Source organism: Mesorhizobium sp. M1182 (assembly GCF_040318335.1).
Taxonomy (GTDB): Bacteria; Pseudomonadota; Alphaproteobacteria; order Rhizobiales; family Rhizobiaceae; genus Mesorhizobium.
In genome coordinates, this window is the sequence record NZ_JAMYMD010000020.1 from 50222 (window position 1) to 68101 (window position 17880).

The 17880-nt window shown below is 61.2% G+C and carries 17 protein-coding genes; 5 read left to right on the plus strand and 12 right to left on the minus strand.

Annotated elements, in window-relative coordinates; translation table 11 throughout:
• Positions 1–16: 16 nt before the first annotated feature.
• Entirely contained in the window at positions 17–1069 is a 1053-nt protein-coding gene (locus tag NKH33_RS21705; RefSeq protein ID WP_352470927.1) for an ABC transporter substrate-binding protein, read from the minus strand.
• 239 nt (positions 1070–1308) lie between these two features.
• Between NKH33_RS21705 and NKH33_RS21710 the strand changes: the two genes are divergently transcribed.
• Positions 1309–2109, plus strand: coding sequence for an IclR family transcriptional regulator (locus NKH33_RS21710; RefSeq protein WP_352470926.1), 801 nt, complete (start codon positions 1309–1311; stop codon positions 2107–2109).
• A 172-nt stretch (positions 2110–2281) separates the two neighbouring features.
• Here the strand turns inward: NKH33_RS21710 and NKH33_RS21715 are convergent, their stop codons facing one another.
• The 7 genes from NKH33_RS21715 to NKH33_RS21745 form a co-directional block, all read right to left on the minus strand.
• Positions 2282–2419, minus strand: coding sequence for a hypothetical protein (locus tag NKH33_RS21715; RefSeq protein WP_352921376.1), 138 nt, complete (start codon positions 2417–2419; stop codon positions 2282–2284).
• An 85-nt stretch (positions 2420–2504) separates the two neighbouring features.
• Entirely contained in the window at positions 2505–3794 is a 1290-nt protein-coding gene (locus NKH33_RS21720; protein WP_352683798.1) for an ABC transporter substrate-binding protein, read from the minus strand.
• A 28-nt stretch (positions 3795–3822) separates the two neighbouring features.
• Entirely contained in the window at positions 3823–4659 is an 837-nt protein-coding gene (locus tag NKH33_RS21725) for a carbohydrate ABC transporter permease (protein ID WP_352770521.1), read from the minus strand.
• Positions 4649–5596 carry a carbohydrate ABC transporter permease gene (locus tag NKH33_RS21730; RefSeq protein WP_352770518.1) on the minus strand — a complete coding sequence of 316 codons (948 nt, stop codon included), beginning with the start codon at positions 5594–5596 and terminating at the stop codon, positions 4649–4651. The genes NKH33_RS21725 and NKH33_RS21730 overlap by 11 nt, the downstream gene beginning before the upstream one ends.
• 24 nt (positions 5597–5620) lie before the next feature.
• Positions 5621–6484 carry a TauD/TfdA dioxygenase family protein gene (locus NKH33_RS21735; protein ID WP_352683794.1) on the minus strand — a complete coding sequence of 288 codons (864 nt, stop codon included), beginning with the start codon at positions 6482–6484 and terminating at the stop codon, positions 5621–5623.
• Positions 6485–6595: 111 nt separating this feature from the next.
• Positions 6596–7258 carry a TetR/AcrR family transcriptional regulator gene (locus tag NKH33_RS21740; RefSeq protein ID WP_352683792.1) on the minus strand — a complete coding sequence of 221 codons (663 nt, stop codon included), beginning with the start codon at positions 7256–7258 and terminating at the stop codon, positions 6596–6598.
• 269 nt (positions 7259–7527) lie between these two features.
• Complete coding sequence (locus NKH33_RS21745; RefSeq protein WP_352921380.1) at positions 7528–8010, minus strand: Lrp/AsnC family transcriptional regulator; 483 nt, start codon at positions 8008–8010, stop codon at positions 7528–7530.
• Between the two features lie 87 nt (positions 8011–8097).
• Between NKH33_RS21745 and NKH33_RS21750 the strand changes: the two genes are divergently transcribed.
• The 4 genes from NKH33_RS21750 to ftsH all read left to right on the plus strand — a co-directional run bounded on the left by NKH33_RS21750 (position 8098) and on the right by ftsH (position 13125).
• Entirely contained in the window at positions 8098–9171 is a 1074-nt protein-coding gene (locus tag NKH33_RS21750) for a pyridoxal-phosphate dependent enzyme (RefSeq protein WP_352921382.1), read from the plus strand.
• Between the two features lie 91 nt (positions 9172–9262).
• The gene (locus tag NKH33_RS21755) at positions 9263–9880 is read left to right on the plus strand and encodes a glutathione S-transferase family protein (RefSeq protein WP_352921384.1); all 618 of its coding nucleotides are present in this window, start codon (positions 9263–9265) and stop codon (positions 9878–9880) included.
• 514 nt (positions 9881–10394) lie between these two features.
• Complete coding sequence (locus tag NKH33_RS21760; protein WP_352614860.1) at positions 10395–10742, plus strand: hypothetical protein; 348 nt, start codon at positions 10395–10397, stop codon at positions 10740–10742.
• Positions 10743–11202: 460 nt separating this feature from the next.
• On the plus strand, positions 11203–13125 hold the full coding sequence (gene ftsH / locus NKH33_RS21765) for an ATP-dependent zinc metalloprotease FtsH (RefSeq protein WP_352921386.1): 1923 nt from the start codon (positions 11203–11205) through the stop codon (positions 13123–13125).
• Between the two features lie 85 nt (positions 13126–13210).
• Here ftsH and NKH33_RS21770 read toward each other — a convergent pair whose 3' ends face one another.
• The 4 genes from NKH33_RS21770 to NKH33_RS21785 form a co-directional block, all read right to left on the minus strand.
• Positions 13211–14068, minus strand: a complete 858-nt coding sequence (locus NKH33_RS21770) for a protein-L-isoaspartate O-methyltransferase family protein (protein ID WP_352614856.1) — start codon at positions 14066–14068, stop codon at positions 13211–13213.
• Positions 14069–14255: 187 nt separating this feature from the next.
• A complete protein-coding gene (locus tag NKH33_RS21775) occupies positions 14256–15887 on the minus strand; it encodes an ABC transporter ATP-binding protein (protein WP_352921388.1) in 1632 nt (543 codons plus the stop codon).
• The gene (locus NKH33_RS21780; RefSeq protein ID WP_352874089.1) at positions 15877–16761 is read right to left on the minus strand and encodes an ABC transporter permease; all 885 of its coding nucleotides are present in this window, start codon (positions 16759–16761) and stop codon (positions 15877–15879) included. Before NKH33_RS21780 ends, NKH33_RS21775 begins: the two co-directional genes overlap by 11 nt.
• Positions 16758–17804: an ABC transporter permease gene (locus tag NKH33_RS21785; RefSeq protein WP_352921390.1), complete on the minus strand. Its 1047-nt coding sequence runs from the start codon at positions 17802–17804 to the stop codon at positions 16758–16760. The genes NKH33_RS21780 and NKH33_RS21785 overlap by 4 nt, the downstream gene beginning before the upstream one ends.
• Positions 17805–17880: the final 76 nt, after the last annotated feature.

Genomic DNA, 17880 nt, shown 5'->3' on the forward strand with positions numbered 1-17880 from the left:
CTACAACCCTTCAGGCTTATTTTTGGGCCAGCAGCTTCTTGAATAGATCCTCATCGTACGGCGAATAGATGTAACCGTCAGCCGGGAAATCCTTCGCCCGGGCGAGGTATTCGTCGATGTTGGAATTGTCGATCACCGGCAACGGGATCTTGACGAAAGCCGGCACATCCTCGCCCTCCAGTGCCTGGACGGCGGTGTAGGTGGCGAAGGCGCCGAGCCAGTTCGGCTGCATCGTCGCCCAGCTCTTCAGGCCCTTTTCCTTCCACAGTTCGAGAAACTGGCGCGCATTCTCGCCGGTGATCGGCACCTGGTCGCGGCCCTGCTTGTCGAGCGCGAGCACGGCGCCCGCCGACAACGCGCCGCCCAGCGACAGGATGCCGTCGATTTCGGGGTTGGCGAAAAGCAGGCTGGTGACGGCCTCCTGGGCGGGCGCGACATTGTAGGGCGTGTTCGTCTCGGCAAGCACCTTCACATCGGGATGGGCCTTAAGCTCGGCATCGGCGCCTTTGCGCCGGTCGTCGCTGACCGAAACGCCGGCTGGGCCATTGAGGATGAGGATCTTGCCCTTGCCGCCGATGGCGTCGATCAGGAACTTGGCCGCCTGATCGCCCCACTGTGAGGAATCGGTGTTGACCTTGGCGGTCACCTGGTCGGTATCGACGAGGCTGTCGAAGTTGATGATGGCGATGCCTTTGGCGCAGGCGTCCGCCAGCACGCGCGCCGGCGCGGTCGACGAACCAGCGATCAAGATGATGGCATCGACATCGGAATCGATCATCGACTGGATCTGCTGAATCTGGACGTTGGCGTCGCCCTGGGCATCGGTCACGACGAGTTTGTCGACCAAGCCTTGCTTCTTCAAAGTCTCGACTTCGGCTTCGATCGTGCCCTGTGTCTGCTTCATCCAGGTCGGCACTGAATAGATATTGGCCCAGCCGATCGTATATGGCGCTTTGCGATCGCCCTTGATGCATTTAGCGGCGGCGTTGGCCTGCGAACCGGCGCCGAGGCTGAGGAGGAGGCCGAGGCAAAGGGCACTGGCGGACGCGAAAAACGATGATTTCGTCATGATTGTTCCCTTCTGAAGTTATGCCTGGACGTGCGGGATCGGGACGAGAGAACCCGCCGGTTGCCGCATCGGAAACCGCCCGTTTTTCTCGTCAGGACTTTCTGCGCCTGGCTCGTTATTGTCCGATATTTCAGACAGTAGGCCTGTATATCGGACAAACGGGATGCTAGACTGAGCCTTGACATCTTTCAAGCGTCTTGAGACGAGGGCCGAATGATTTTTGCGCGGGTGCGGCCTACATGAGCGATGGCGTCACTGGTCTAATTGAAACGGAAGCCGGCGCCGAGCCGCGCAATGGCGAACGGCGTCGCGGGATCGACCGCGTCATCATGCTACTGGAGGCCCTTCTGCGGCACCGCGCGCCGATGCGCGTCGGCGACATCGCCAAGATGATCGGCGCGCCGCGTTCAACCACTTATGAAATCGTCAACAGCCTGCTGGAAGCCGAAATGCTCGAAAATGTCGGGACGGAAGGCTATGTCTATTTCGGAAAGGCGATGCATCTGTTCGGCTGGGCCTACTCACATCATAATGCCCATTACCGGCGCATCATCGAAACCCTAGACAGACTAGGCGCGGAGACGGGCGAGACCGTCCAACTGTGCGGCCTGCGCGGGACCAAATATGTCGTCCTTGATTGCCGGGACTCGCCTGGCCCGTTCCGGATTTCAAGCGATGTCGGCGTCGAGGTGCCGATACCGTGGACGGCGTCCGGTAGGCTGCTGCTCGGCCATATGAGCGAGCAGGAAATACGGGACTTCATTCCGCCTGGCGACTACACGCTTCCAGACGGCCGTGTCATTGCGCCAGCCGAGTTCTTCGGCGATGTCGCTCTGGCGCGCCAGCAAGGTTTCAGCGAGACCGCCGCTCTGGCCGACCGCTTCACTTGGTGCATGGCCGCGCCCATCCGCGACGGCAACGGAGCCATCAACAAGACGCTTTGTTTCGTGTTGCCCGTCGACACGCCAGAAGCGCGGCGCAGCGAATTGCTTGCCCTGTTATGCGAGCGCGCCAGTGGGTTGTCGCTCGCGGGAAGCTAGTAGAAAATCGGCGCGCGAAGGTCCGGGGTAGGCTCCGTTCGTTCAGCCGCAGCAGCGAAACCCGAAACTGGTACTCCGGTGAGTATGGCACAGGCGGCAGCGCGCTCCTGCTACCAGATCATCGGATATTCGATCGGAAAGATCGGTCGGCTTCGGCCTGGTTCAGACCTGCCTACGGAGTGTCGCCGACCATGCCTGAGAACAGCACCGAACCGCGCTGGTCGAGAAGAGAAAGCGAAGTGAAGTCCAGTATCGAGAGCCCTCCGTCGGCGATCAGGGTTTGGCCTGTGACGAACGAAAGCTTCATCACTCACGAGGAACGCCACCGCCGCAGCGATTTCGGCCGGCGTTCCCATTCGGTATGTGCGAGGCGATATGAACGTCGGTTCATATGATTACGCTGGCATCAGCGGTTTGACGCGGTCGATAATGGCGGCGACCGCTTCCTTCGGGCTCTTGCGACCGAGGACAGCGAGTTGAACCTCCTCGAGAAACGTCGACTGAGCGCGAGCGGCTTCGGGAAAAGCCGGAAATGCCGGTCGCGCTTTGGCGAGCGCGGCAGCCTCGACCTTCGCCTGCGGCAGCGACCCGGCGAACGACGGCTCGGCATAGGTCGAGGTGCGGACGGGGCCATTGCCGTTGCGCGCCATGTCGAGTGTGGCGGCCTTGCTCGCTACGAAGCGGATGTAGCTCCAGGAGAGCTTCTTGTCCGTCGAATTAGCGGGAATGGCCATCGCCCAGGATTCAACGACCGGATGCATTTCGTGACCGCTGCCGAGGGTTTTGGAGCCGGGGAACTCGATCGCCTTGATCTTTCCCGGTGCGGTCGACTGTTCCTTGTTGTTGAGCTGCGCGTAGCGGGCGAAGGGCAGCACCGCGAAGGCAGCGCGCCCCTGCTGCATCCACGTCACCACGTCGTCGTTGCGCGTTGTGGCATAGCTGCGGGGCAGCGCGCCGGCCTTGAAGAGGTCGGCAAGCACGGACAGGCCTTTTTCCATCGCCTCCGGATCGGGGACCACCTTGAACTGCTTGTCGATGAAATCGCCGCCGAAGGCGCGGGCGAACATGACCGGGAAGACGGCGAGGTCACTCGCAAGGATCATGCCGACGACGGGCGTGCCGGACCTGGAGGTGAAGGTCAGCTTCTTCGCCTGCTCGACCAGCTCCTCCAGCGTATCCGGCGCCGCCGAAATGCCGGCCTCCTGAAGCAGCTCCTCGTTGTAGAAAAGCCCCTGCGTGGCATGGCGCACCGGAACGCCGACGAGCTTGCCGCCGACGGTCATCGACTGGCGCAGGCCCTCGGCGACATCGTCGAAATCCTCGATCGGCTCGGCTTCCCGGAGATCGTCTAGCGGCTCGAATAGCGAGGCGATCTGCGACGTCATGCGGTTGTCGATGACATAGCCGATGTTGAAATCGGTCTCGCTCAGGCTCGCCTCCCGGAATAGCCGGTCCTGGAGCGGATTGCTGTCGAGCGTGGTCCAGGATATCTGGGCATTGTTCTTGTCCTCCCAGGGCTTGATGACATTGCCGGCGGCGCCGGTCGTCAGGTTGGCTTGGTGGACGCGATGGCAAAGCACATTCAGCGTCTTTACCTGAGCATGGGCCAACCGACCCAAGGCACCCGTCGCGCCGGCGGCCATCGCCGTCGTCAGCAGGGCTCTGCGTGTCATGTGCAAAGGCATTGTCTTCCTCCCTTTCTCGGTGACGTCGTCACCCCTTGGTCGCGCCGGCGGTCAATCCGGCGACGAGAAACCGGTTCATCAGGACCACGAAGACGAGAACCGGCAGCAATTGGACGGTAGAGGCAGCAAAGAGGACGCCCCAGTCGACGCCATCGATCGAACTGATCATCTCCGAAAGGACCAGAGGCGCGGTCTTGGCGTGGTTGGCGGTGAAGATATAGGCGAACAGAAACTCATTCCACGCGAAGACGACTACGAAGACGGCGACGGCGAGCATGCCGGGCGCTACGAGCGGCAAGATGATCTTCACAAGGATCGTCAGCGGCCGCGCGCCGTCGAGGACGGCCGCCTCGTCGAGTTCGCGCGGTACCTGGTCAATGAACGTGCGCATCAGGAGCGTGCCGAGCGAGACGAAGAAAGTCGCGTAGAGCAGGATCAGCACCAGATGGGTGTCGTTGAGCCCGAGCCGATTGACGACCGGGAACAGTGGCAGCGTCACGACGATCGGCGGAATCAGCCGCGATCCGATCAGAAACATCACCGACCCCTCCAGGAAACGGACGCCTCGATAGCGTGAGTAGGCAAAACCGGCGAGCAGACTTGCCATGACGGCAAGCGCCGTCGCCCCGGTGGTGATGATCAGGCTGTTGACGAGCCCGTCGAAAAAGGCCGGCCAGCGCTGCCACAGCGAGGCGTAGTGCTCGAAGGTCGGTTCGAAGAAGAGCTCCGGTGGAACCGCGAAAATCTCGCGACCGGGTTTGAACGACGAGAGCACGATGAAGCCGATCGGAAACAGTGACCAGACGACGATTGCCGCAACGGCGAGCGTCTTTCCGGCACCGATGGCGAGACGCCTAGAACGCATTGGCCATGGATTCCTTGCGCAGCCGCCAGACATAGCCAGTCGCAAGCAGCAGCGAGATGACGACCATCATCCATGCCGTCGCGGCCGCCGTGCCGAACGAGTTGTAGCGGAAGCCTTCCTGATAAAGATAAACGGAAACGACCTCGGTCGTGCGTGCCGGGCCGCCCTGGGTCAGGAGCCAGACCTCGGAAAAGAGACGGAAGGCGAAGATGTAGCGGAAGAGCAGCGCGATCAGCATCGCTGGCGCCAGAAGCGGCAGCGTGATGTTGCGGAAGAGCTGGAACGCATTGGCTCCGTCGGTGCGCCCAGCCTCATAGAGCTCCTTCGGAACCGCGAGCCGTGCCGCATAGAGGATGATGAATGTGAATGGCAGGTGCAGCCAGATCGTGAGCAGGCCGACGAGGATGAGGCCGTGAGAAGGGATGAACGTCCAGTCGAGCGTCGGCAGACCGGTGTATCGCAGCATCAGCGTGATCGGGCCGACGTCTGGATCGAACAGGAAGCGCCACATTGCGACCGCCGTCACCTCGCTGATGGCGTAGGGAGCGAGCACCACGACGAGCATGACGCGCTGGAGGGGAAGCCCGGAGGCGAAAAGCAGGGCCAGGCCAAGGCCGAGCAGCAGTTCGATATGAACCGCCACGGCGACGACGAGGACCGTGTTCCAGACCGAACCCCAAAAATAGGGATCGGTGAGGACGCGGATATAGTTATCGAAGCCAACGAAGGTTGCCGATTGGCCGAATGACGAGGCTTCGAAACTCAGCCACAGGACGAAGATCGCGGGGAGCACGATGATCCCAAGCACCAGGAGGTGCACGGGCGTCGCATAGAGGTAGGCAGGCGAAAACGCGAAGCGCCGCCTCATGGTCTCGCCAGCCGCTTCCGCCGCCCCTTCCCCCCTATGGCCGACGGACGCCTCGGAACCAAATGCCATTGCTCCTCCCTGAGCGGTTGCGCGTCAGCCGTCCCTGGCGGCAAGTGGAACGGTGCCCTCCACCGTTGTTCTGTACATCACCCGGCGATATCCGGGATAATCGTTGATGGCGGTGTGCAGGACATGGGGATTGTTCCACATACCGAGCGTCTTCGGTTCCCAACGCAGCCTGCAGTTGAACTCGGGCCGGACAGCCCGCGCCATCAGGAAGTCGATCATCGGCTTGCTTTCTTCCTCCGTCATCCCCTTGAAATTGGTCATCACGCTGCTGACGAAGACATAGCGCCGGCCAGTCTCGGGGTGGCGACAGATCACAGGATGCTCGACGACGGCATTCTCGATCGCCTCGACATCGGCCTTGACGCCGAGCCGGCTGTGGGCCGCGTTGATGGCGAAGACCCCGCGGCCGCTATGGACGCCCGTCAGGCCTTGCAGGATCTCGACCAGCCGCGGCGAAAGCGAGTCATATGCCTTCTCGAGGCTGGAGAAGCAGGTGTCGCCGCCAACCGGCGGCACCTCCTCACCGTAGAGAATCGTAATGCCCGGTGGCTTCGGTAGCCAGGCGAGGTCCATGTGCCAGTCCTCGCCGATCACTTTGCCCGTGTCGTCCGGCTCGCGCACGAAGCGCACGATATCGTCAAAGCCGTCGATCGGCGTGTGCACCGGATTGCCGCTAAATGGTCCGAACCGGCGGGCGACCTTGTGGACGCCAGCGGCGTCAAGCTCCTGATCGCGCACGGCGAGCGCATGATATTTGTAGAGCGCGCGGCGAACGTCCTGGAAGGCATCCTCGCTCGCGCTCACCAGATCGATCCCGCGAATTTCTGCACCGAGTGCACCAGTGAAGGGGCTGACCTCGAAACGGGTGAATGCATCATCGCGCAGCACGTGATCCTCCCTAATACGCGCCTCGTCGCCATCATGGGCTGACTTACCTGCAAGTAAGTAATGTGAAAGCCAAAGGCTGTCAACTCACCTTCGCTTTGATCCACCCGATGTCTAGCCTCGATCCGAGCCCTTTCCCGCATCCTGCCAAGCGGCGCGGATGATCGCAGCGAGCGCTGCGAAGGTCCTGGCGACCTCGTCGAAGCTTCCGGTGTCCTGCGTCATCGGTGGACAGGACAGAAGGGTAATGCGCAGCATGTGCACGAGTTCGTTCCTGAGTGTGTGGGAGGAAAGCTCTCCGTCCTTCACCGCCTGGTCCACCGCATGACGCAGGCTCTGATCATAGACCCGGTTGACGCGCTCCAGGGCACGTTCCGCTGGTTCTCCGAGAACCGGGAGGTCGTGGCGAAGGCGCGAAAGCGGGCTCCACATATTGCGGGCTCCCTTCACAGCGTTGAAACGTTCGTAGAAGCGGCGCAGATCCTCGAGCTGCATATCGAGACGGTCGAAGAACCGGATATCGGGGGTCGTCCAGAAGCGCTTGATGCGGGCCTCGGCGTTGGCGGCGAAGTCCGCGATCAATTCCTCCATCAGCTGACGCTTGTTGCCGAAGTGATGATGGATGTTGGCGCGCGTCGTGCCGATTGCCGTCGCTATATCGCCGAAGCTGAAACCATCGTGGCCGCGCAGGACATAGAACTCGGCCGCGACCTCTTTGATTCTGCTGCGGGTAGAGTGCGCCTCATCACCGGGAGATCCTGAAGTGTTGGCTCTCATATCCCTTCCGAAATTCATGCCGCCGTTGGACGATCAGTATACGGGAGCGAGCTGCACCCCCCGTTTCATACATGGATATTCTTCTAGGCACGAGTGGAAGTAATTTGCGCCAGGGGCGACATTCGCGAAGCATCTTGGCGGCAGCGATTAGCTCGGTGCGGCGGGTGAGTAGATACGGGATGCGTGTAGCGAACTTCAATCGGGTTCGCGCCCTTGACTAGAATTCCGGGTCAAGCAGGGCAGTCAGCTTGCCGGGGGCACGCCGCAACTCAGGCAGTGGATAGCGGCCGCGCATCCGCTGCGCCAACCACTTCCCGCATTGTCACGATGGTGCGGAACGCCCTCACGTTCGAATTGGCGTGGAAGACTTCCCGCGCGAAGACATCGTACGCCTCCATCCCCGGCAATTGCAGGAGGAGCACGAAATCGGCTTCACCGGTGACATACCAGGCCTGACGAACCTCCGAGCGCCCGCGGAGCTTGCCGATGAAGGCGTCCAACTCGACAGCGCTCTCCCGTTCCAGCGAAACGAGCACATGGATGGTTAGCGGCAGGCCCATGGCCGCCGGACGAACGACGGCAATATCCGCCGCGATCACGCCATCCTTCCGCAGCCGGCGCAGGCGGCGCAGGACCGCACTCTGGGAAAGCCCGACCTGCTCGGCGAGACGCCGCGCCGGGATCTGGTTGTCGCGCTGAACCAGCGACAGCAGCACATGGTCGAAGCGATCGAGGGCGGCGGTTTTCGTCATTTGGATAGGCATCTATGACGAAATCAGGCAGGCGGGCAACGATAATAGGCGCCAAGCGCCATCGTTTCCGGAATAGAATTTCGCCTCATGACCACAGACACACAGCCGGGCCTTGGCCCTGATCTCATTGCGGCGCTGTTACAGCGCCTGTCGCCGTTTTATGCACCGACACCGCTGCTCGACCTGCCAAACCTGGCTGCGAGCCTGGATGTGACCCAGGTGCTTGCCAAGAACGAGGGCCACCGTGCCCTGGGCAGCTTCAAGTCCCTCGGCGGCACCTATGCCGGTCTGTGCGCTCTCGCTCGCGCTACCGGGATGGATATCGATGAACTGCTCGATCCAGAGCGGGCCCAGACGCCGCTGCCGGCGCTAATCACAGCCAGCGCCGGCAATCACGGACTTGCCGTCGCCGCGGCGGCGAAGTTTGCCGGCGGGAGGGCAAGGATATACCTCCATACGGGCGTCCCTGCGGGCCGGGTGCGGCGTATCGAGTCCCAAGGCGCCGAAATCGTGTGGGTCGACGGCACCTATGACGATGCCGTCGATCGGGCCTCTGCGGCAGCCCGCGCCGGGGAAGGCATTTTGGTGGCCGATACCTCGAGCGACCCGGATGATCCAGCGGTCGCTGATGTCGTCGCTGGCTATGGCGTGATTGCCGCGGAAATCCGTCGCCAAGTCGACGAGATTGGCCATCTGAGGCCAACCCACCTTTTCGTGCAGGCCGGTGTCGGTGGACTTGCCGCCGCCCTGACGACTGGGCTGAAGGACTGGCTGATGCCTCCGGCCATGATCGTCGTGGTAGAACCAGAGGCCGCAGCCTGCGTCGCGGCCGCGCTGTCGCAAGCACGCTCAGTTCGGATATCCGGCGATCTCAAGACGTCGGCAGACATGCTCGCCTGTGGCGAAGCAGCAGCATCGGCGCTCGACGTACTGCGCCAAGGCAACGCTCGGGTCATAACCGTGTCCGAAGCGGCGCTTGCCGACGCGAAGAGCCGGCTTCGTGAGGCAAACGGTCCAGACACAACCCCGTCGGGTGCCGCCGGCCTCGCCGGCCTCGCCACCGCCGTCGCGGCTTACGGCCTGTCGCAGGAGCTTGCGCTCGACGAATCGAGCCGGGTGCTGATCATCGTGACCGAGGCCGAACTGGAGAAGGACGCATGACGATGGCACCGGACCCGGGATCATTGAACGGAAGAGCGGCTGGGCCGCGGACTGCTCGATATGCCCGCCAGACCCAGCGCAGAACGGGTCCATGAAACTCATCTACCAGACCCACTCCCCCTACGCGCGCAAGGTTCTGGTCTTTGCCCACGAGTCGGGCCTTGCCGGACGTCTGCGCGTCATTCATCAGGAGACGAGCCCCATCAATCGCAACGATGATGTGTTTGCGATCAATCCGCTTGGCAAGGTGCCCGTTCTCGTTGTCGACGACGGCTATGCGATCTTCGATTCGGGCGTAATCTGCGACTATCTCGACAACCTCGAAAGCAGTCGTCGGCTCATCCCCGAAACAGGGCGGGCCAAATGGTCCGCCCTGCGCCTCGAGGCGCTTGCCGGCGGCATGTGCGACGCAGGCATTTCCATCCGCTGGGAAAACGAGCGCCGCCCTGAACATCTGCGTTATCCCGCCTTGGGTGCAGGCATGACGATGAAGCTTATCGAATCCTATGACTTCGTGGAAAGCGAGGTCGAATTCGACGCGCCGCTCCATGTCGGCCACATCGCGCTCGCCACTTGTCTAAGCTGGCTGGAATTCCGCGGACTGCCCGACTTCCTGCAGGGAAGGCCACGACTGGCACAATGGTATAGCTCCTTCGTGGAACGCCCTTCAATGCGTGCCACGCCCTACGGCGGCGACACGCGAGATTGATATCGATCGCCAGGCTTTCGAGTTCCAGCATGTGTCCCTCATCAGCCAGGCATTCTCGCGGCCATTTGCTGGTCGGCCTCGATAATAGAGCGCGAAACCGGTAATCTTGCCCGGGCTCGCGACCACGGCCGGCAGCTTCTGACGCAGGATTGCGCCGAAGTCGTTCAGGATTTCCTGTGCTGAAACCGGAGCAAAGCCGCCAGCCGAGAGCATCAAAATTCCTGCGACCAAGCCAATGCACAGTCGCTTCCTGGAAATGTAAGAAATGATTGGTTCTCCCGCCCGACCGCCCTGGCGCTGCCGCGCGACTTGTCCCAGGCGCAAGAACTGACATTCACGCCGATTGTTTCACCGGTTCGAAAAAATGTTGATGGCGGGCGGAACTGCGAGGATGTGGCGTTGCGGAGCCATTGAAATTTGGTCGAAACTCTCCAAAATTTTCAGCTGGTGGAAATCGCGACAGCCACCACAGACGACGTCAACAGAGGAGACTATTCAAAGCGGAGGACTATCGATGGAAGGAGCCATTTCGACGAGTTTTCCCCCAATCGGGCCCGAGGGCCCTGATGTTTTTCTTGACCGGTTGCTCCATCCGGCACGGCATTTCGAGCGACCTGAGAACGTGCTGACCGACGTGACGCTGGACTTCCAGGAGAAGCGTGCAATCCTTTCGTCATGGGCATCGGATGCCTGTGCAGTGGAATCGGTGCCGGCGCTGCGCATGCCGCCGGGCGCAACCGAACCGGTCAGCTTCGATGCCATCATGGACGCGTTGCGCCAATTGGATCAATTGGAGAAGCTTCCCGGCGCCGGTCGCGGTCGTGAAATCACCGGTTTTACAGCATCCGTCGATCGACTTTGAGTTGAACGCGGCCACTCTCTGTATCCGAGGCATCCGCCCGCCGGCGAGGAACTCCCCGGCGGGCGAGGACTGGCGCGTTCTCTCCGCGTCCATTCATGTAGGGTTCCATAGGTCCGGCTCTCGCCTGAGTGTTGAACCCTTGCGATGCGGAAAAGCGGCCGCATGCCGGCGCAGATGTTGTCTGGATGTTGGCATTGCTGCAGAGCAGCGACCGCCGCCGTGTCGCAGGTGCTTGCCTGCGAGTGCAATGCGGCCGTCAGCCATGATTTCAACGACGTTTTGAAGGGGGTCTATCCGGCGGAGGAAAACGGCATGCCGGGCATGCCGCGCAGGAAAGGACAATGCAGACCCAGTATCGTCGCCGGCTGGTCTGGGCTTCCCACTTTTTTGCGCCGTACCTGGCCTGCACCGATGCCGCGCGGGCTTGGCGACCTATATCCGGTTCCCTGTGGAGGCCGCCATGGACATGAGCAACAGAAAGACGCGGTTCAATATCTGGTACTGGGTCGCGGCGTTCGTGGGCGTGATGGTCGTCCAGTATATCTATGCCACGACGCAGCACGTCGCCGAGATACCATACAGCCAGTTCGAGACCTTGCTGAACGCCGGCAAAATCGCCGAGGTGCAGGTTTCGGACCGCTTCATCCAGGGCCGCTTCAAGGAGCCGCAAGATGGCAGGCCGCTATTCATCACCACACGCGTCGAGCCGAACCTCGCCCGTGACCTGCAGGAGCACGGTGTCACTGTGACCGGCCAGGTCGAAAGCACCTTCCTGAGCGACCTGCTTTCCTGGGTTGTGCCGGTGCTCGTCTTCTTTGGCCTGTGGATGCTGCTTCTAAGACGCATGGACGGCGGCGTCGGAGGTTTGATGCAAATTGGCAGGAGCAAGGCCAGGGTCTATGTCGAAGCCAATACCGGCGTGACGTTCGACGATGTGGCGGGGGTCGATGAAGCCAAGGCCGAGCTGCAGGAGATTGTGGATTTTCTCAAGAACCCGGGCGAATACGGCCGCCTCGGAGGCCGCATGCCCAAAGGCGTGCTGCTGGTCGGACCGCCGGGCACGGGCAAGACTCTGCTCGCCAAGGCCGTCGCCGGCGAAGCCAAGGTCCCGTTCTTCTCGATCTCCGGTTCGGAGTTCGTCGAGATGTTCGTGGGGGTCGGGGCCGCGCGCGTGCGCGATCTTTTCGAGCAGGCGCGGTCCAAGGCTCCCGCAATCATATTCATCGACGAGCTCGACGCTCTTGGCCGCGCCCGCGGGACCATGGTCGGCGGCCACGACGAAAAGGAGCAGACGCTCAACCAGCTTCTGGTCGAACTCGACGGTTTCGATCCACAGATCGGCGTCGTGCTGCTGGCCGCGACGAACCGTCCTGAGATCCTTGATCCGGCACTTCTGCGCGCCGGCCGTTTCGACCGCCAGGTATTGGTCGACCGGCCCGACAAGCAGGGTCGCATCAAGATCCTGCAGGTTCACATGAGCAAGGCCAAGCTGGCGACGGATGTCGACGCGGAAAAAGTGGCGGCGCTGACGCCCGGTTTCACCGGTGCTGACCTGGCCAATCTCGTGAACGAGGCGACGTTGCTCGCCACGCGCCGCAAGGCGGATGCGGTAATGATGGGAGATTTCAACAATGCGGTGGAGCGCATCGTCGCGGGACTGGAGAAACGCAACCGGCTCCTGAACCCGAAGGAGCGCGAGATCGTCGCCTACCATGAAATGGGTCATGCGCTGGTAGCCATGGCCCTGCCTGGCGTCGACCCGGTGCACAAGGTGTCGATCATACCACGCGGCGTCGGCGCGCTCGGCTACACTATCCAGCGTCCGACCGAGGATCGCTTCCTGATGACACGCGAGGAGCTGGACAACAAAATGGCAGTGCTGCTCGGCGGCAGGGCGGCCGAATGGATCGTATTCGGCCATCTGTCCACCGGAGCCGCCGATGATCTCGCCAAGGTAACCGACATAGCGCGCGCCATGGTGACGCGTTACGGCATGTCGGCAAAACTCGGGCACGTGGCGCTGGAAAAGGACCCACGCTCCTTCCTGAGCCCCAACCCGCTCGCCGGCGGACCGCGCGAGCACGATTACGGCGAAGCCGCCGCCGATGCCATCGACGCGGAAGTGCGCGACATTGTGGAGGCCGCGTTCGAACGAACCGTCAGCCTGCTCACCGAGCGGCGCGACGTGCTGGAAAGGGCGGCACGCAGGCTGCTCGAGACCGAGACGCTCGATGAGACTGACCTTGCGGCGCTGGTCGGAGACGTCTCGACGGCGGATCGTGCTGCGCAGGATAGTTCGCATAAGAAGAAGGCTGTGCTGCAGCCTGCCAGGACCGCGGCTGCAATCCCCACGCGCGGATCGGGGAAATTTCGGACGCAATAATGATGTTTCGGACTGCTCCCGCCGGCATAAATCGCTCGTGGAAAGCCGTGCCGCACGCTATGACGGTGACACGCAAGATCGACATCTAGGCTTTCGAAATCCAGTATGTGTCGGTCACCAACCAAGCGTTCTCGATGCCATTTTTCGGTCGCCCTCGGTGATATTGCGCGAGACGGGTGACCTTGCCTCGCGCAGCCTTGAGGGCGACCATCAAGGCCTTTTCTTCGTCAGTGCGCCTGGCTCCGCTGCAGGGGTAAAATCCGCATGGCACAAGTGATCGTACGGGAAACGTATCGCCAGCCCTTTCCAGAAGCATCATGAAACCTCGTCGGTCTTCACCCGTGAACGGCAATGCCATCCGGCCAGCGTCGGACAAATTTGAAAGCCACCGTTCCGGCACGTGCGTCACTCCGGCAAAGGCGATCACGACATCGAGGTCTGGCAGATCAATTGCCTGCGTTGCATCACCGCACGTCGCTTCGACATGCGCATATTGAGCAAGATTGCCTTGCGCGCGACGAGCTAGTTGTTCGTCGATCTCATATGCAATCACGCGTCCTTCAGAACCCGTCAGTTCAGCGAGGATGGCGGTGAAATAGCCGACACCGGCGCCCACCTGAAGGACGGTCTGGCCGGGAGTGATGTTCAGATGGTCGAAAACCAATGCCCAAAGCGACGGCAAGCCGCTGTTCAGTCCGCGTTTTTCGTCAAGCAAGACCAGAACGTCGTGGTAGATCTCATGAAGTGCGGCTGAAGGGCTGGTATGGACCGCCCCGATTTGCAGTCTCGAATGGATACGCCATGGCCCGTCGCCAAGGTAGTGTTCGCGCGGAACCCTTGCAAAGGCCTCGATGACCGCAGGATTGTGCAAGACAGGTGATGCGACACGCAGGTCTTCGGCAAACCACCGGCGCGCTACACTAGCATCGATTTCTGTTGGCATAGAGTATCGGCTCCCGGATTGCGCGTACTCCATCATGCTCTCAGAAAACCGAGTGGCGGCAAAGGGCGCCTATCCTCGTATGGACGGGGCGACGCGCGCTGTCCGTTTGCGACCGAGCGCGGTCTCGCCGAGCGCCTTCCGCGAGACTGTAAACCGTGGCGATATGGAAGAACACTCTGCCCGACGATCACATCGTCCGGCTGGCGAGCAGCCTTGTGAGCCAATCCGGATCCATTTCCGGCACGGAGGACAGAAGCCGTTCGGTATAGGGGGCATGCGGCGGCGTGAGAATTTCGCTCTTTAATCCCTGCTCAACGACTTTACCCTGGTGCATGACCACAATTTCGTCGGCGATCGCCCGCACGGTGGCAATGTCATGGGTGATGAAAATGTAGGTCATGCCGAGCTCGCGCTGAAGCCGGATCAAGAGCTTCAGGATTTCCTCTTGCACAATCTGGTCGAGCGCGGACGTGATTTCGTCGCAGATTATCAGCTCCGGATCGGCGGCCAACGCCCGGGCGATGCAAACGCGCTGCTTCTGGCCTCCCGACAGTTCGGCCGGCAGACGATCCAGGTAAGTTTCGCTCATCTCGACCATGTGCATGAGTTCGCCGATCCGCCGATCCCGTTGTGCACCCTTGAGGCCAAGGTAGAATTCAAGCGGACGAGCTATAACTTCTTCGACCGTCTGGCGCGGATTTAGGGCGTTGTCGGGCATTTGATAAATCATCTGTATGCGTCGCAGGATCTCTTTTGGGCGCAACTTCACGGTCTTGGAAAGGGCCTGGCCGGCAAAGGAAATCGACCCCGAAAGCGGGGGCAGCAGGCCGGTAACGACGCGAGCGAGCGTCGATTTGCCGGAACCGGACTCGCCGACCACAGCCACTGTTCTTCCGCGTGGAACTTTGATCGAGACATCCTGGAGCACCTTAACCGCCCGGCCGTAGGCCGCGGTGACGTTGTCTATCGTAAGCAAATATTCATCGGCCGGAACTTCGGGCTTGGCGAGCTTGCGCACGGCCCAGAGCGTCTTGGTATATTCCTGGGTGGGCGAGGCGAGCATCTGGCGCGTTTCTGCCTCCTCCACGGTTAGTCCATGGCGCAAAACCATGATGCGGTCCGCCATTTGCGCCACCACCGCCAGATCATGCGTCACATAGATTGCAGCGGTGTTGAACTCCTCCACGATGTTGCGAATGGAGGCGAGAACTTCGACCTGCGTTGTCACATCGAGCGCCGTCGTTGGCTCGTCGAAGACGATGAGGTCCGGACGGCAAGCCATCGCCATCGCGGTCATCGCCCGTTGCAATTGTCCGCCGGAAACCTGGTGAGGATAGCGAAAGCCAATGGTCTCCGGATCTGGAAGCTGAAGACGCCGATAAAGATCGACCGCACTCCGGTTCGCTTTCTCTCGGCTGGCAATCCCATGCGCCACCACGGTTTCGACAGTCTGATCGAGGAGTCGATGGGCCGGATTGAAAGAGGCCGCCGCGCTTTGCGCGACATAGGCGATACGGGAGCCTCTGAGGCGACGCCGCCCTGTTTCGCTTAGTGCCAGAAGATTGATCCCGTCGAACAGGATCGAGCCCTGTGTAATACGGCAGCCCGGCTTGGCGTAACCCATCGCCGCGAGGCCAATGGTGGATTTGCCGGCGCCTGACTCGCCGATCAGGCCAAGAACATCCCCCCGCTTCAGCGCCAGATCGACCCCGCGGACAATGGGATACCACCGCTCGTCCGAGAAACCCTCCACATGCAGATTGCGGATCTGAAGCAGATCCTTGCCTTTTTCGCGCAATCCGGGAGCGCTATTTTTCATCCCGCAACCCGCTTGTTGCATTCAGGAACCAGTCCACGACGAAATTCACAGAGACCGTGAGGAGGGCAATCGCGCCGGCCGGCAGCAGCGGCGTGACGTCGCCGTAGGTGATCAGGGTCGCATTCTCGCGCACCATCGATCCCCAATCGGCGGTCGGTGGCTGAATACCGACCCCCAGGAAGGACAGTGCCGCGATCGTGAGGAATACGAAGCAAAATCGCAAGCCGAACTCCGCGACCAGCGGCGGCATCACGTTGGGAAGGATTTCCTTGGCGATGATCCATTTCGGGCCTTCGCCGCGCAATCGCGCCACTTCGACATAGTCCATTACCGCCACGTTAAGCCCGACGGCGCGTGCGAGCCGAAAGACACGGGTAGAATCGAGCAGCGCAATGATGATTATCAGGCTTGTGATCGACGAGCCGAAGATCGAAAGCAGCACCAGGGCGAAGATAAGGCTTGGGATCGACATCAAGACGTCCACCGCACGCGACAGTATCTGGTCGAGCCATCCTCTATACAACGCGGCAAGAAGGCCTAGCGAGACGCCGACTGCGAAGGACAGCAATGTAGTCGCGACGGCTATACCGATGGTGTTGCGCGCACCGTAAATCAAGCGTGTGAGCATATCGCGGCCGAGCTGGTCGGTTCCCAATTTGAACTGCTTGCTCCACGGTGCGAAGGCCTCGCTGAAGACCTGTGTTTCGCCGTATGGGGCGATCCAGTGCGCGAAGACCGCAACGACGACATAGCCAATGATCACGAGGATGCCGAACCAGGCACTGAAGGGTGCCTTCCTCAGCGCCGTTTTGGCCCGGGTGGCGCGCGAGCGCCTCAGCCTGTGAACCTGCGCGATGGGTTCGTAGCTGGTCATCGTGGATGCAAGAGCCTGGGATTGGTGGCGATGGAAATGATGTCGGCGGTCAGATTAAGGAGGATATAGGTCGCCGCGAAAATCAAGGCGCAAGCCTGGACAACCGGAACATCCCTTGATTTGACCGCGTCGACCATCAGCTGACCGATGCCCGGATAGACGAACACCACTTCGACGACGACCACTCCGACGACGAGATAAGCAAGATTGAAGGCCACCACCGTGACGATCGGAGCCCATGCGTTGGGCAAGGCATGCCTGAGTACGATGGCCATCGGCGAGACTCCCTTGAGACGCGCCATGTCGATATAGGGGCTTGCAAGCATGTTGATGATCGCCGCTCGTGTCATGCGCATCATGTGTGCGACGATGACGAGCGTAAGCGTGGTCGCCGGCAAGGCTACTCTCCAGACCTGATCCCAGAACGGCGTCTGGTCGTTCACGTTCGATAATGTCGGGAACTTGGGAACTGCGTTAAGTATCCAGTTCAGTGACACTGCAAGCCAGTGCGGCAGGGATTGTGCGAACTCGGAGCCGATGAATGTGTCGCGCGAGATGACCAGGTAGGCAAGCATATAGGCGACGAAGAACTCCGGGAACGAAATGGTTGTCAGCGTCACTGCGTTGACCACCCGGTCGAACCAGCCATTGCGGTGGAGCGCAGCGAGGATGCCCAGTCCCAAGGCGAGCGGAACTGCGATCAGCGCGGTCATCGATGCGAGGAACATCGTATTGTAAAGGCGCGGCGCGATGATCTCGGCGACGGTGCGCCGATATCCGGTGCGGCTTGCGAACGAAGAGCCGAAATCCCCGTGGAGCATCTGCCCGACCCAGACGAAATAACGCTCGACAGGCGGACGGTCGATGCCAATTTCTCGCTGGAAGGCGGCGACCGTTTCGGGTGTCGCGGATTGTCCGAGCATCGCCTTGGCGAAGTCGCCCGGCAGCATTGCAATCGCAGAGAAGATAATGATGGAGACGATGAACAGCGTGACCAGGCCGAGGCCAAGGCGCTGCAGAACCGTTCTTGCGACCGGGTTCATTTGCTCGCGTTTCCCGTTGCCCTCGCTGCCCTGCCGGCAGGGCACGCGGCTGCAAGCCGAAGCCCGGTAGCCATCG